Here is a 13,640-nt window from a genome sequence, read left to right on the forward strand (position 1 = left end):
GCAGTCTGGCACGTATGTGCGGACGGTATGCATCCAGTCGTGGGCCCGAGGACCTCGCGGGGATCTTCGAGATCGAGAAGTGGGAGCCGGAAGAGGCGCTGGCCCCCGATTACAACGTGGCCCCCACCAAAGAGGTCTACGCCGTCCTGGACCGTCCTCTGAAAGACGCCGACGACCCGCGTCCGGTTCGCCAGCTGCGCACCCTGAAGTGGGGGCTCGTCCCCTCCTGGTCCAAGACGCCCGAGGGCGGCGCCCGGATGATCAACGCGCGCGCGGAGACCGTCCACGAGAAGCCGTCCTACCGCCGGGCCTTCACCTCCCGCCGCTGCGTCATCCCCGCCGACGGCTATTACGAGTGGGTGACCGCGCCCGAGGAGCGGCAGCTGGAGGTCGAGGGCAAGAAGAAGCGGCCGCGCAAGCAGCCCTACTTCGTGACGCCCGCCGACGGCTCGGTCTTCGCCATGGCGGGGCTCTACGAATTCTGGCGGGACAAGACCCTGCCCGACGAGCACCCCCTGGCGTGGTGGGTGACGTGCACGGTGATCACCACGGAGGCGGAGACCGCGCCCCTCGCCGTCGCCCCCGAGGAGGGCCCGCGCTCGCTCGCGGACATCCACCCGCGCATGCCGCTGATGCTCACACCGGACCGCTGGGACGCCTGGCTCGACCCGTCCCGCACGGACGCCGAGGATCTTCGCACCCTCCTGGAGCCGCCGCCGCACGGCCTGATGCGGGCCTATCCGGTGTCCACCGCCGTCAGCAACGTACGCAACAACGGACCGGAGCTGCTGAAGGAGCTCGACGGACCCGAAGAGGGCACACTCTTCTGACACTCTTCTGACGTGACGCACATGACACGGAGTGAGACGGTCGAGACCGACACCGGCACGGCGAGGATCACCTGGTACCCCGCCACGGAGAAGCCGCGCCTCCTGCTCGCCCTCAGCCACGGCGCCGGCGGCGGCATCGAGGCCCGCGACCTTCAGGCCATCGCCGCCGAGCTGCCCGCGCACGGCGTGACCGTCGCCCTCGTCGAGCAGCCCTGGCGGGTCGCCGGCAAGAAGCTCGCGCCCGCGCCGAAGACGCTGGACGCGGGATGGCGCGGCATCTGGCCCGCGCTGGAGAAGAAGGGACTCCCGGTGATCTCGGGCGGCCGCAGCGCGGGGGCCCGCGTCGCCTGCCGCACCGCCACCGAGCTGGGCGCCGCCGCCGTGCTCGCCCTCAGCTTCCCCCTGCACCCTCCGGGCAGGCCCGAGAAGTCCCGCGCCGACGAACTCCTCGGCGCCGGCGTGCCCACCCTCGTCGTCCAGGGCGGCAACGACCCCTTCGGGAAGCCCGCCGAGTTCCCCGAAGGGGCGTACGAGCTGGTGGAAATCCCGTACGGCGACCACGGGTTCGCCGTGCCCAAGCGGGCGGACATCGGGCAGGACGAGGCGGTGAAACGCATCACGGACGGCGTCACCCGGTGGGCGGGAATGTTGGGCGGGTGACCTCTGTTGTTGCGGACAGACGGTGAACGCCGTCAGCAGCTGTTCGTACGAGAGGGAGTCCGCCGCATGGGTTCGACCATCTGCCCGAACCGCTCCAGCGCCGCTGACCTGGAGTGGACGGTGCTGAGCGCACCCAAAACCGCATCTATTCGGGCGGCGCGGGGAGCGGGTCGTCGTCTATCCTCCGATTCGAGTGGGGCTGCTTTCGGCCTCACCACGTCGTTGGAGGAGGTGGGTCCGGTCACTGGGACCGACGCAGGGACCGAGCACGGCCAGGCGGAGCAGCCCCGAGAGAGTTCGGAGAAGTCCGAGACGGCCGCGGAGCGCACGGCCCGCTTCGAGCGGGACGCGCTGACGTTCCTCGACCAGATGTACTCGGCGGCGCTGCGCATGACGCGCAACCCGGCGGACGCCGAGGACCTGGTGCAGGAGACCTACGCCAAGGCGTACGCGTCGTTCCACCAGTTCCGTGAGGGCACCAACCTCAAGGCGTGGCTGTACCGCATCCTCACCAACACGTTCATCAACTCGTACCGCAAGAAGCAGCGCGAGCCCCAGCGCAGCGCCGCCGAGGAGATCGAGGACTGGCAGCTCGCCCGCGCCGAGTCGCACATGTCCACCGGTCTGCGCTCCGCCGAGTCGCAGGCGCTGGACCACCTGCCCGACTCGGACGTGAAGCGGGCGCTGCAGGCGATCCCCGAGGAATTCCGCATCGCCGTCTATCTGGCCGACGTCGAGGGCTTTGCGTACAAGGAGATCGCGGACATTATGGGGACACCCATCGGTACGGTGATGTCCCGACTGCACCGGGGCCGCCGCCAACTGCGCGGCATGCTGGAGGACTACGCCCGCGAGCGCGGGCTCGTCCCGGCAGGTGCCGGGGAGTCGAACGGAACGAAAGGCTCGGGCTCATGAGCTGCGGAGAGCCGCACGAGACTGACTGCAGTGAAGTCCTGGACCATCTCTACGAGTTCCTCGACCACGAGATGCCGGACAGCGACTGCACCAAGTTCGAGACGCACTTCGAGGAGTGCTCTCCGTGCCTGGAGAAGTACGGCCTCGAGCAGGCGGTCAAGAAGCTGGTGAAGCGCTGCTGCGGCCAAGACGACGTACCCGTCGACCTGCGGGCCAAGGTGATGGGCCGCATCGACCTGATCCGCTCCGGGCAGGCCGTCCCCGAGCAGGACGTCACCCAGGACGCGGCCCCCTCGGAGGCCTGATCACGCGGGGTCCGCTCACGGGCCCCGCTCTCCTCTCCCGTCACTCGAACGTGCTAATTACCGGCAGCCGGGCGCTGGCCGGGAGACCGCCGTTCTAGTCTCCGGACCGGAAACGGGGAGGAGACCTCCATGCGGTCGGTGCCGGTGCGGGCCCGCGTCTACATCCTGTGCGTCGCCCTGGCCGGCGTCGCCTGCGCCGTCCCCGCGGCCGCCGAGCGCCCGTCGTGGCCGGCCGTCGCCCTCCTCTCCGTGCTCTACGCCGGATGCGAGCAGATCACCCGCTGCCGCTTCGTCGGCCGCCGGGCCCCGCGCGGACTCGGCACCTTCTTTCCCGTCCTGCTCGCCGGGGTCTTTCTGCTGCCGCCGTCGGCCGCCGCGCTCGTCGCCGTCCCCGGCGCGCTGCTCGCCCGCGTCGACCGGCATCCCCGCGGGCTGCGCCGCGTCTGGCGCGCCGCCCAACTCGCCCTGGCCGCCTGGGTGTCCGCCCGGGTCCATGCCGCCCTCGGCGGCCCCGCCGCCAGTGCCGCACCCGACTTCCCGTACGTCCTCGGGCCCGCCGGAGCCGCCGTGCTGGCCTTCTCCGCCGTGCTCACCGTGCTGGACGGCGGCGTCCTCCTGACCGCCGAGCGCGTCCCCGCGCGGACCGCCTGGCGAGGGCTCTTCCCGCGGGCGCTCGCGCCCGTCGCCGTGCACGGACTCGCCGGACTGATGATGGCGGTGCTCTGGACCAGCCCGTACGGCCCGGCCGCCGCACTGCTCGTCCTGCTCCCGATGGGCGTCTCGTGCTGGGTCTTCGCGCAGTACCACCGCGAGCGCGCCGCCCACCAGGCCACCATCCGCGCGCTCGTCCAGGCCGTCGACATCAAGGACAAGTACACCCGCGGGCACAGTGAGCGCGTCGGCCGCGCCTCCGTGATGATCGCGCGCGAGCTGGGCATGGACGACGAGCGCGTCGAGGTCCTGCGGTTCGCCGGCATCCTGCACGACGTCGGCAAACTCGGCGTGCCCACCCGGCTGTTGCGGAAGGACGGGCCGCTGACGCCCGAGGAGCGCCGCGTCATCGAACTGCACCCCGAGTACGGGCACGAGATGGTGCGCGGCATCGGCTTCCTCGGCGAGGCCAGGGCGGCGATCCTGCACCACCACGAGCGGATCGACGGCAGCGGCTACCCGTACGGGCTCACCGGGCCGCAGATCCCGGAGTCCGCGCGGGTGGTGGCGGTGGCCGACGCGTTCGACGCCATGACGTCGACCCGGTCCTACCGGCGGGCCAGGCCCGTCGAGGCGGCCGTCGCCGAGCTCACCCGGTGCGCGGGCGCGCAGTTCGACCCCGAGATGGTCGGGGCGCTCGCCCGCGCCCTGGACCGGCACGGCTGGCACCCCGAGGTCACGGCGGACGTGCCCGAGCAGGGCGGCGGCGGGCCGCAGGGCCCCGCGCCCACCGTGTCCGCCCGGCGGCCCGCCGCGTTCCGCCCGGTGGCCCGGTGAAGGCCCCCTCCCGGCTCCCTCACACGGTCACCTGCCTGGCCGGACTGCTCGCCCTCCTCTCCCTCGCCTGGACCCTCTGGCACGGCATCACCGAAGGCCGGACCGCGCTCGCCTTCGGGGTGCTCATCGCCCTCGGCGAGCTGGCCCGGTGGGGGAGCGGCGAGGACCGGGAACCCGCGCCGCTCGGCGCCGCCGGTGCGCTCGCGTACGCCCTCCTCGGTGAGAGCTCAGGGCAGGCCACGCACCACGGGGTGCCGCAGGTGATCGCCGTGGTCGTCGCGGCGGCCCTGGTCGGAGCGGTGCCGAACGTGGCGCTCGGCCGCGGGCCCTCGCTGGACCACATGGCGCGCCGGGTGCTGACCGTCGGGTTCGCGGCGGCGTGCTTCCAGCCCCTCTACAACTCGGGCAGGCTCGGGGTGGGGGAGCCCTCGATGCCGTCAGGGCTGTGGGGGAAGGTGGGGCACGGGCCGTACTTCGCGCTCGTCATCGTCGCCCTGCTCGTCCTCACCGCGCTCTGCGACGCCGTCCTCGCCGCCGTGACGGCCCACGCGCGCACCCGCTGGCCGTTCGGGCAGCTGCTGCGGGAGGAGCTGCGGGCGATGCCCGGCATCGGCTCCGCCGTGTGCGCGACGGGCGCCGTCATGGCGCTCGCGGTGGCCGTGGCCGGTCTGTGGGCGCTGCCCGTCCTCAGCCTCCCGCTGCTGCTCACCCAGCTGTCCTTCCGGCGGTACGCGGCGGTCCGTGCGACGTACCGGCAGACCATGGCCTCCCTGGCCAGGGCCACCGAGATCGCCGGCTACACCCCGCAGGGCCACGCCCACCGGGTGGCCGGTCTCAGCCGGGCCGTGGGGCGGGACCTCGGGCTCTCCGAGGCGGACCTCACCGTCCTGGAGCACGCGGCGCTGATGCACGACATCGGGCAGCTCTCCCTCGTCGACCCCGTCCCCGCGGGCGCCACCGCGACGCTCTCCCCGGCGGAACAGCGCCGAATAGCCCTGCTCGGCGGAGCGGTCGTCCGGCAGACGGGGGTGTCCGCCGCGGTCGCCGTCGTCGTGGAGCGGCAGGCCGACCCGTACCGCGAGCAGCCGCTCACCGCACGTATTGTGCGGACGGCGAACGCGTACGACGAGATGGCGCGGGGAGAAGGACCCTCAGGGGCGCTGGGCGGTCCGCTCCACGCCCTGGAGAGGCTGCGCCTGGCCACGGGCCACGACTATCAGCCGGAGGTCGTGGAGTCGCTGGCCAGGGTGCTGTCCAGGGACGGCCTTACCTCGAGCCCGGCTGGGTAACCCATGGGTAATGAGCGGCCGTCCGACCGTACGTGGTTGGATGCGAAGAAGAGGGTGCACGGGGGTACGGACCCGACGCTGCGCCCGGACGAGACAAGACCTACGCATGACGTGGCAGGCGGGAATCAGGCGGGAATCGTGAGGATCTTCGGCAAGGGACGGCACCGGCCCTCCGCCTCATGGCGGCAGGCGACCGACCGCGCGTTCACGCTGATCGGCGACGGCCGGTACGAGGACGCGGGGGCACTGCTCACGCGCGCGGCGGATCTCGAACCCTGGCTGTCCGAGTCCTGGTTCAACCTCGCGCTGCTGCACAAGTTTCGGCACGACTGGGAGCAGGCGCGGGCGGCCGGACTGCGGGCCGTCGCGCTCCTCGACCGCTCCGCGGGCGCCCCCGACTGGTGGAACGTCGGCATCGCGGCGACCGCGCTGCAGGACTGGCCGCTGGCCCGCCGCGCCTGGCAGGCGTACGGCCTGCGGGTGCCGGGCGGTGTGGCCGCCTCCGGCGAGCCCACGGGCATGGACCTCGGCAGCGCGGCCGTGCGGCTCTCCCCGGAGGGGGAGGCCGAGGTCGTGTGGGGCCGACGGCTCGACCCGGCCCGCATGGAGGTCCTGTCCATTCCGCTGCCCTCCTCCGGGCGCCGCTGGGGCGAGGTCGTGCTGCACGACGGCGTCCCGCACGGCGAGCGGACGACGGCGGCCGGGCACTCGTTCCCCGTGTTCGACGAGATCGAGCTGTGGGCGCCCTCGCCCGTGCCGACCTGGGTGGTCCTCCTGGAGGCCGCCACCGAGGACGACAGGGACGCCCTGGAGCGGCTCGCGGCCGACGCCGGCTTCGCCGCCGAGGACTGGTCGTCCTCCGTGCGGCTGCTCTGCCGGATGTGTTCCGAGTCCCGGATGCCGAGCGACGAGGGCGACGGCGAGCACCTGGACCCGCACGACCACAGCGAGCCGGGCCACCCGGGCCCGCTCGGCCACCGCAGCCCGGGCGCCCTCTGGGTGCCGGAGCGCGAGTGCGGCCTCGCGGCGCCCGCGGGCCTGGTGCGCGGGCTGCTCGACGGCTGGGTGGCGGACAGCCCGGATTCCCGAGACTGGCGGGATCTCGAAGAGGTCTGCTGACACTTCGCCGTAGGCTGTACCGGCACAAACTCTTGAGGGTTCCAAGGAAGGCGTACGGCGGACATGGCGCAGGACACTGAGCAGCAGGCTTCGGGCGGGGTGCTCCCCGTCGACGACGAGGGCTTCGTCATCGACACGGAGGACTGCGAGGAGCGGGAGACGGCCTACCGCGAGCGCGGCACGTCCCGGCCGATCACCGTCGTCGGCAATCCGGTGCTGCACAAGGAGTGCAAGGACGTCACGGCCTTCGACGACGACCTCGCGAAGCTGATCGACGACATGTTCGCCACCCAGCGCGTCGCGCAGGGCGTGGGCGTGGCCGCCAACCAGGTCGGTGTCGACCTGAAGGTCTTCGTCTACGACTGCATGGACGACGACGGCGTGCGCCACGTCGGCGTGGTCTGCAACCCGGTGCTCCAGGAGCTGCCCGCCGACCGCCGCCGCCTCGACGACTCGGGCGAGGGCTGCCTCTCCGTCCCGACGGCCTACGCCCCGCTGGCCCGCCCGGACTACGCCGAGGTGACAGGGCAGGACGAGAAGGGCAACCCGATCAAGGTGCGCGGCACGGGCTACTTCGCGCGCTGCCTCCAGCACGAGACGGACCACCTGTACGGGTACCTGTACATCGACCGCCTCTCCAAGCGGGAGCGCAAGGACGCGTTGCGCCAGATGGAAGAAGGCACCCCGCGCTACCCCGTGGTGGCGAATGGCTGACGCACGCGCCGCGTGAGCGGCGCGGGAACCGCGTGACACGAGCGGCCCCTGGTTCGGGAACTCCTCCCTGACCAGGGGCCGTTGGCATGCGCGTGGCATGAGCCGCTCGCTTGTGCGAGCAGAACAGGCTGCCAGTGATCCATATTCAGTCACGTACGGGGAGGTTCTCGGCACTGGGGGGTAGTGAATGGCGCAAATCTGTTCCCTGAACGGTCAGTTGTGGTGCTGAATGGAAAGCGCGGGGATACGCAACGGCGCGCGCCCGGCACGGCGGGAGGGGCGTGTGTCCTCAGCGCGGCTGAAAGGGGTTTGTTCGTGCCTGCATATTCCGGAAGCACTTCACAGACACAACCACACACACGGCCACGGTCATCGGCGGTAACGGTGCCGCCTGCACTGGCCCTTCCGGTGATCGAGGCGACCTTCCCTCGCCGTCTGCACCCGTATTGGCCAAAGCTTCAGGAGAAGTCCAGGACGTGGCTGCGCGAAATGCGGCTCATGCCCCCGGACAAGGTCGAGCGGTACGCGGACAGCCTCTGCTACACGGATCTGGTCGCCGGCTACTACATCGGCGCGCCGGACGAGTTGCTCACCGCGATAGCGGACCTCAGCAGCTGGTTCTTCGCCTGGGACGACCGGCACGACCGGGACTCGGTGCACGGCAGGACGGCCCAGTGGCGGCGGCTCTGCCGGGGTCTGCACGGCACCCTCGACGAACCCCGGCAGTACGTGCACCACAAGGATCCGCTGGTCGCGGGGTTCGCGGACTGCGTGCTCCGCCTGTACTCCTCCCTGAGCCCCAGCTGGAACGCCAGGTTCGCCCGGCACTTCCACCCGGTGATCGAGGCGTACGACCAGGAGTTCAGGAACCGCCGGTTCGGCACCGTGCCCACCGTCGAGGCGTACATAGAGCTGCGCCGCCTCACGTTCGCGCACTGGGCGTGGATCGACCTCCTCGAACCCACCGCACGGTACGAGCTGCCGGACGCCGTGCGCAGACACCCCGCCTATCGGCGGGCGGCACTGGCGACCCAGGACTTCTCGGCCTGGTACAACGACCTGTGCTCACTCCCGAAAGAACTCGCGGGCGACGAACTGCACAATCTCGGAATCAGCCTCATCCAGCACGAGGGAATGAGGCTGGAAGAGGCGGTGCGGGAAGTTCACAGGCGCGTCAGTCAATGCGTCACAGAATTCATCGAAGCCGAACGGGAAGTTCTTCTGTACGCCGAAGAATTGGCGGCCGGCGGCGAGAGCGGCAGGGAACTCGCGGACGCGGTGAAATCCTGCGTCTTCAACATGCGGAACTGGTTCTCTTCCGTGTACTGGTTCCATCACGAATCCGGCCGCTATCGGGTGGACAGCTGGGACGACAGGTCCATCCCCCCGTACGTGACCGAAGAAGCCCTGGCGGAAAACGAACTGGTAGGTGAGGAATGAGCGTCGAATCCGCGATACCCGCGCCCCCCGCTTCCGGCCCCGGACCACTGCGTACCCCGCCCCTCGTCCGGGGCGGGGCCCCGGTGCTCGGCCACGCCTGGAACCTCGTGCGCGACCCGCTCGGCTTCCTCTCGGCGCTGCGCGACCACGGGGATCTCGTACGGATCAGGCTGGGACCCCGGACGGCGTACGTGGTGTGCGATCCGCAACTGGTCGGGGCCCTGCTGAAGAACCCCGAGTACATCGTCGGCGGACCGCTCTGGGACACCCTGGAGGTGCTCCTCGGCAAAGGCGTGGCGACCAGCAACGGCAAGCTGCACCGCCGCCAGCGGCGCATGATGCAGCCCGCCTTCCGCCCCGAGCGGATCGCCGACTACGCCAAGGTGATGGAGGAGGAGGCGCGCGCCACGGCGGCCCGCTGGCAGCCGGGCGCCACGGTCGACGTGAGCGCGGAGATGTTCCGCACCGCCGTGCGCATCGTCTCGCGCTCCCTCCTGGAGGTCGACTCGATCAGGGAGAAGGCGGACCGCATCGCCGACTCGCTGCACACCGTCTTCGAGGGCCTCTACCGCCGGATGGTGCTCTCGGTCGGACCGCTCCACCGCGTGCCGACCCCCGCCAACCGACGGTTCGAGAGCGCGCTCGCCGACCTGCACGCGCTCGTCGACGAGGTCGTCGCGGAGCGCCGCGCGGCGGGCCCGGGCACTCCCGACGACCTGCTCGCGGAATTGCTCAGGGCCACGGACGAGGCCGGGGAGCCCATAGCCGACCAGGAGATCCACGACAACGTGGTATCGCTCGTCGTGGCGGGTGCGGAGAATGTGGCGTCGACGCTGGCGTGGACGTTCCAGCTGCTGACCGAACACCCCGAGCAGGAAAGGCGGTTGGTTGAAGAGGTAAATTCCGTGGCCCCGGATCGCGCGATCACATTCGCCGATCTCAAGGCCCTGCCGCACACCCGCAATGTCGTCACCGAGGCGATGCGTATACGACCGGCCGCCTGGATATTCACGCGCCGGTCCGTGGCCGAAACCGAGCTGGGCGGCTATTCGATTCCGGCCGACGCGGACATCGTCTACAGCGTGTACGCGATGCAGCGCGACCCGCGTTCCTTCGAGCGGCACCTCGACTTCGACCCCGACCGCTGGAATCCGGAACGCGCCGGTGACGTACCGGAGTTCGCGATGATGCCGTTCGGCGTCGGCAACCGGAAGTGCCCCGGCGACCACTTCAGCCTGGCCGAACTCGCCCTGATCCTGGGGACGGTGGCTCCCAAGTGGCGCCTGGAGCCGGTCGAGGAGACCGACGCCCGCACCAAGGTCGGCATCACCCTGCACCCGAAGCGGCTCGTCCTGCGGGCCCGGCCGCGCTGAACGCGCGCGTGCCCGCCCCACCCGGTGAACGGGCGGGGCGGGCACACCGCATAAGGACGTGATTCGTCTAGAACTCGTCGTCGAAGGAGACCGAGCCCTCGACCGCGACCTGGTACGCCGAAGGCCGCCGCTCGAAGAAGTTGGTCAGTTCCTGCACGCCCTGGAGCTCCATGAAGGAGAACGGGTTCTCGGAGCCGTAGACCGGCGCGAAGCCGAGGCGCTGGAGGCGCTGGTCGGCCACGCACTCCAGGTACTCGCGCATCGAGTCGGTGTTCATGCCCGGCAGACCGTCGCCGCACAGGTCGCGGGCGAACTGCAGCTCGGCCTCGACGGCCTCCTTCAGCATGTCCGTCACCTGCGTCTGGAGCGCGTCGTCGAACAGCTCGGGCTCCTCCTTGCGGACGGTGTCGACGACGTCGAAGGCGAAGCTCATGTGCATCGTCTCGTCACGGAACACCCAGTTGGTGCCGGTCGCCAGGCCGTGCAGCAGACCGCGGCTGCGGAACCAGTAGACGTACGCGAAGGCGCCGTAGAAGAAGAGGCCCTCGATGCACGCCGCGAAGCAGATGAGGTTGAGCAGGAAGCGGCGGCGGTCGGCCTGCGTCTCGAGGCGGTCCAGCTTCTCGACCGAGTCCATCCACTTGAAGCAGAACTGCGCCTTCTCGCGGATCGAGGGGATCTCCTCCACCGCATCGAAAGCAGCCGCCCGGTCCTCGGGGTCGGGCAGATAGGTGTCGAGCAGCGTCAGATAGAACTGGACGTGCACGGCCTCCTCGAAGAGCTGACGGCTCAGGTAGAGCCGGGCCTCGGGGGAGTTGATGTGCTTGTAGAGCGTGAGCACGAGGTTGTTGGAGACGATCGAGTCGCCGGTCGCGAAGAACGCGACGAGCCGGCCGATCAGGTGCTGCTCCTCGGGCGTCATCTTCGCCAGGTCGGCGACGTCCGAGTGGAGGTCGACCTCCTCGACGGTCCAGGTGTTCTTGATCGCGTCCCGGTAGCGCTCGTAGAAGTCCGGGTAGCGCATGGGGCGCAGGGTCAGCTCGAAGCCCGGGTCGAGGAGGTTCTTCTCGCTGTTGGTCGTCGTGCTCATTACTGGCAGGCCTCGCAGGACTCGGGGTTTTCCAGGGAGCAGGCGACGGCTTCCTCGGCCGTGGCCTGCGCGGGGACGGGGGCGGTGGCGGCGGTCTGGGAGCCGCCGGCGGCGCGGGCGATGCGGGTGGCGGGGCGCGACCGCAGGTAGTACGTGGTCTTCAGGCCCGACTGCCAGGCGTACGCGTACATCGAGGAGAGCTTGCCGATGGTCGGCGTCTCCAAGAACAGGTTGAGCGACTGCGCCTGGTCCAGGAACGGGGTGCGCGCCGCGGCCATGTCGATCAGGCCGCGCTGCGGGATCTCCCACGCCGTGCGGTACAGCGCCCGCACGTCCTCGGGGATCCAGCCGAAGCCCTGCACCGAGCCGTTGGCCTCGCGCAGCGCCTCGCGGGTCTGCGCGTCCCAGACGCCGAGCCGCTTCAGCTCCTTCACGAGATAGGCGTTGACCTGGAGGAACTCGCCGGACAGCGTCTCGCGCTTGAAGAGGTTGGAGACCTGCGGCTCGATGCACTCGTAGACGCCCGCGATGGACGCGATGGTCGCGGTCGGCGCGATGGCGAGGAGCAGCGAGTTGCGCATGCCGGTGGTGGCGATACGGTCGCGCAGCGCCGCCCACCGCTCCGGCCAGGTCAGCTCGACGTCGTAGTGGTCCGGGTGCAGCACGCCGCGCGCGGTGCGGGTCTTCTCCCAGGCGGGCAGCGGGCCGTTGCGCTCGGCGAGGTCCGCGGACGCCTCGTACGCGGCGAGCATGATCCGCTCGGCGATCCGGGTGGACAGGGCGCGCGCCTCGGGGGAGTCGAAGGGCAGCTTCAGCTGGAAGAAGACGTCCTGGAGACCCATCGCGCCGAGGCCCACCGGGCGCCACTTGGCGTTGGAGCAGCCGGCCTGCTCGGTCGGGTAGAAGTTGATGTCGACGACGCGGTCGAGGAAGGTGACGGCGGTGCGGACGGTGTCGTCAAGACGCTCCCAGTCGATGTCCTGGGCGGCCGGGTCCACGAACGCGCCGAGGTTCACCGAGCCGAGGTTGCAGACGGCCGTCTCCCCGTCGTCCGTCACCTCCAGGATCTCCGTGCAGAGGTTCGAGGAGTGCACGGTGTGGCCGGGCTCCGCCGTCTGGTTGGCGGTGCGGTTGGCGGCGTCCTTGAACGTCATCCAGCCGTTGCCGGTCTGCGCGAGGGTGCGCATCATGCGGCCGTACAGGTCCCGCGCGGGGATGGTCTTCTTCGCGAGCCCTGCGGCCTCCGCCCGCCGGTAGGCGGCGTCGAACTCCTCGCCCCACAGGTCGACGAGCTCGGGGACGTCGGACGGCGAGAACAGTGACCACGGCTGGTCGGCGGCGACCCGGCGCATGAACTCGTCGGGGATCCAGTGCGCGAGGTTGAGGTTGTGCGTGCGCCGCTGGTCCTCACCGGTGTTGTCGCGCAGCTCCAGGAACTCCTCGATGTCGGAGTGCCAGGTCTCCAGGTAGACCGCGGCCGCGCCCTTGCGCCGGCCGCCCTGGTTCACGGCGGCGACCGAGGCGTCCAGGGTCTTCAGGAACGGCACGATGCCGTTGGAGTGCCCGTTCGTCCCGCGGATCAGCGAACCCCGGGAGCGGATGCGGGAGTACGAGAGGCCGATGCCGCCCGCGTGCTTGGAGAGCCGCGCGACCTGGTGGTAGCGGTCGTAGATCGAGTCGAGCTCGTCCAGCGGGGAGTCGAGGAGGTAGCAGGACGACATCTGCGGGTGGCGGGTGCCGGAGTTGAAGAGCGTCGGCGAGGACGGCAGGTAGTCCAGGCGGCTCATCAGGCGGTACAGCGCGGCGACCTCGTCGAGCGCGCGTTCGCTGCCGTCCTCCGCGAGGCCGCTCGCCACGCGCAGCATGAAGTGCTGCGGGGTCTCGATGACCTGGCGGGTGATCGGGTGGCGCAGCAGATAGCGGCTGTGCAGGGTGCGCAGTCCGAAGTACTCGAAGCGGAAGTCGGCGCCGTCGGCGAGCGCGGCCTCCACCAGCGCGTCGAGCCGGGCCGTGTGCTCGGTGACGAAGGACGCCGTGCGGTCGGCGATCAGGCCCTCGCGGTGGCCGACCGCGACGGAGTCGGTGAAGGAGCGCACGCCCTGTGTCGCCGCCTCCTCGCGGATGCCGATCGACAGGAGCCGGGCCGCCAGCTTGGAGTAGGCAGGGTCCTCCGAGATGAGCCCCGCGGCCGCCTCGGTCGCCAGCTCGCGCAGCTCCGCCTCGTCGGCCCGGGCCGAGCGGCCGCGCAGCGCGGCGGCGGCGACCCGGCCGGGGTCGGTGTCGGGGAGGTCGGCGGTGAGGTCGGTCAGGGTCCGCAGCAGCGCGGCCCCGGGTCCGTCGGTGCCTTCGGTACCCTCGGCGGTCGACTGTGACGGCGCTGACGCAGGTTCGGCAGGCGCGATGGTCACGTGGAGCTC

The 13,640-nt window shown here is 70.8% G+C and carries 12 protein-coding genes; 10 read left to right on the forward strand and 2 right to left on the reverse strand.

The features are described from left to right. Positions 1-14: 14 nt before the first annotated feature. From ACH4D5_RS11675 to ACH4D5_RS11720, 10 genes are all read left to right on the forward strand, one after another. Positions 15-830: an SOS response-associated peptidase gene (locus ACH4D5_RS11675; RefSeq protein WP_398300997.1), complete on the forward strand. Its 816-nt coding sequence runs from the start codon at positions 15-17 to the stop codon at positions 828-830. A gap of 21 nt (positions 831-851) precedes the next feature. Continuing rightward, complete coding sequence (locus ACH4D5_RS11680; RefSeq protein WP_398301446.1) at positions 852-1,490, forward strand: alpha/beta family hydrolase; 639 nt, start codon at positions 852-854, stop codon at positions 1,488-1,490. A gap of 231 nt (positions 1,491-1,721) precedes the next feature. Then, a complete protein-coding gene (locus ACH4D5_RS11685) occupies positions 1,722-2,405 on the forward strand; it encodes a sigma-70 family RNA polymerase sigma factor (protein WP_398300999.1) in 684 nt (227 codons plus the stop codon). Next, on the forward strand, positions 2,402-2,710 hold the full coding sequence (gene rsrA, locus ACH4D5_RS11690) for a mycothiol system anti-sigma-R factor (protein ID WP_362996335.1): 309 nt from the start codon (positions 2,402-2,404) through the stop codon (positions 2,708-2,710). The genes ACH4D5_RS11685 and rsrA overlap by 4 nt, the downstream gene beginning before the upstream one ends. A gap of 129 nt (positions 2,711-2,839) precedes the next feature. Then, a complete protein-coding gene (locus ACH4D5_RS11695; protein WP_398301001.1) occupies positions 2,840-4,198 on the forward strand; it encodes an HD-GYP domain-containing protein in 1,359 nt (452 codons plus the stop codon). Continuing rightward, a complete protein-coding gene (locus ACH4D5_RS11700; RefSeq protein ID WP_398301003.1) occupies positions 4,195-5,487 on the forward strand; it encodes an HD-GYP domain-containing protein in 1,293 nt (430 codons plus the stop codon). The genes ACH4D5_RS11695 and ACH4D5_RS11700 overlap by 4 nt, the downstream gene beginning before the upstream one ends. 138 nt (positions 5,488-5,625) lie before the next feature. After that, positions 5,626-6,606, forward strand: coding sequence for a hypothetical protein (locus ACH4D5_RS11705; RefSeq protein ID WP_362996329.1), 981 nt, complete (start codon positions 5,626-5,628; stop codon positions 6,604-6,606). A 63-nt stretch (positions 6,607-6,669) separates the two neighbouring features. Continuing rightward, positions 6,670-7,320, forward strand: coding sequence for a peptide deformylase (gene def, locus ACH4D5_RS11710; protein ID WP_398301005.1), 651 nt, complete (start codon positions 6,670-6,672; stop codon positions 7,318-7,320). Between the two features lie 315 nt (positions 7,321-7,635). Further along, the gene (gene cyc1 / locus ACH4D5_RS11715; protein ID WP_398301007.1) at positions 7,636-8,760 is read left to right on the forward strand and encodes an epi-isozizaene synthase; all 1,125 of its coding nucleotides are present in this window, start codon (positions 7,636-7,638) and stop codon (positions 8,758-8,760) included. Next, positions 8,757-10,133: a cytochrome P450 gene (locus ACH4D5_RS11720; RefSeq protein ID WP_398301009.1), complete on the forward strand. Its 1,377-nt coding sequence runs from the start codon at positions 8,757-8,759 to the stop codon at positions 10,131-10,133. The genes cyc1 and ACH4D5_RS11720 overlap by 4 nt, the downstream gene beginning before the upstream one ends. A gap of 67 nt (positions 10,134-10,200) precedes the next feature. Here ACH4D5_RS11720 and ACH4D5_RS11725 read toward each other — a convergent pair whose 3' ends face one another. After that, the gene (locus ACH4D5_RS11725; RefSeq protein WP_398301011.1) at positions 10,201-11,223 is read right to left on the reverse strand and encodes a ribonucleotide-diphosphate reductase subunit beta; all 1,023 of its coding nucleotides are present in this window, start codon (positions 11,221-11,223) and stop codon (positions 10,201-10,203) included. Continuing rightward, the gene (locus ACH4D5_RS11730; RefSeq protein ID WP_398301013.1) at positions 11,223-13,631 is read right to left on the reverse strand and encodes a ribonucleoside-diphosphate reductase subunit alpha; all 2,409 of its coding nucleotides are present in this window, start codon (positions 13,629-13,631) and stop codon (positions 11,223-11,225) included. Before ACH4D5_RS11730 ends, ACH4D5_RS11725 begins: the two co-directional genes overlap by 1 nt. Positions 13,632-13,640: the final 9 nt, after the last annotated feature.

Origin of the sequence: Streptomyces sp. NPDC018029 (genome assembly GCF_044327655.1) — a bacterium.
In the GTDB taxonomy this organism is placed as follows: Bacteria; Actinomycetota; Actinomycetes; order Streptomycetales; family Streptomycetaceae; genus Streptomyces.

Coding starts and splice junctions, on each gene's coding strand:
- ACH4D5_RS11675 (WP_398300997.1), top strand. CDS start 15: ATGTGCGGACGGTATGCATCCAGTCGTGGGCCCGAGGACCTCGCGGGG.
- ACH4D5_RS11680 (WP_398301446.1), top strand. CDS start 852: ATGACACGGAGTGAGACGGTCGAGACCGACACCGGCACGGCGAGGATC.
- rsrA (WP_362996335.1), top strand. CDS start 2,402: ATGAGCTGCGGAGAGCCGCACGAGACTGACTGCAGTGAAGTCCTGGAC.
- ACH4D5_RS11695 (WP_398301001.1), top strand. CDS start 2,840: ATGCGGTCGGTGCCGGTGCGGGCCCGCGTCTACATCCTGTGCGTCGCC.
- def (WP_398301005.1), top strand. CDS start 6,670: ATGGCGCAGGACACTGAGCAGCAGGCTTCGGGCGGGGTGCTCCCCGTC.
- ACH4D5_RS11720 (WP_398301009.1), top strand. CDS start 8,757: ATGAGCGTCGAATCCGCGATACCCGCGCCCCCCGCTTCCGGCCCCGGA.
- ACH4D5_RS11725 (WP_398301011.1), bottom strand. CDS start 11,223: ATGAGCACGACGACCAACAGCGAGAAGAACCTCCTCGACCCGGGCTTC.